Genomic DNA, 304 nt, shown 5'->3' on the forward strand with positions numbered 1-304 from the left:
TGAGCCCCGGGATTTCACCCCTGACTGACTGGTCCGCCTACGTGCGCTTTACGCCCAGTAATTCCGAACAACGCTAGCCCCCTCCGTATTACCGCGGCTGCTGGCACGGAGTTAGCCGGGGCTTCTTTACCAGGTACTGTCATTATCATCCCTGGCGAAAGAGCTTTACGACCCTAAGGCCTTCATCACTCACGCGGCATGGCTGGATCAGGCTTGCGCCCATTGTCCAAGATTCCCCACTGCTGCCTCCCGTAGGAGTCTGGGCCGTGTCTCAGTCCCAGTGTGGCTGATCATCCTCTCAAAC

Annotated in this window: 1 rRNA gene; it reads right to left on the minus strand. The window is 58.2% G+C overall.

Features of this window, described 5'->3' with window-relative positions:
• A 16S ribosomal RNA gene (locus tag DQX04_RS12380) occupies positions 1-304 on the minus strand; the annotation flags it as partial.

It is taken from the genome of Aliidiomarina sp. B3213, from assembly GCF_003290085.1.
Classification (GTDB): Bacteria; Pseudomonadota; Gammaproteobacteria; order Enterobacterales; family Alteromonadaceae; genus Aliidiomarina.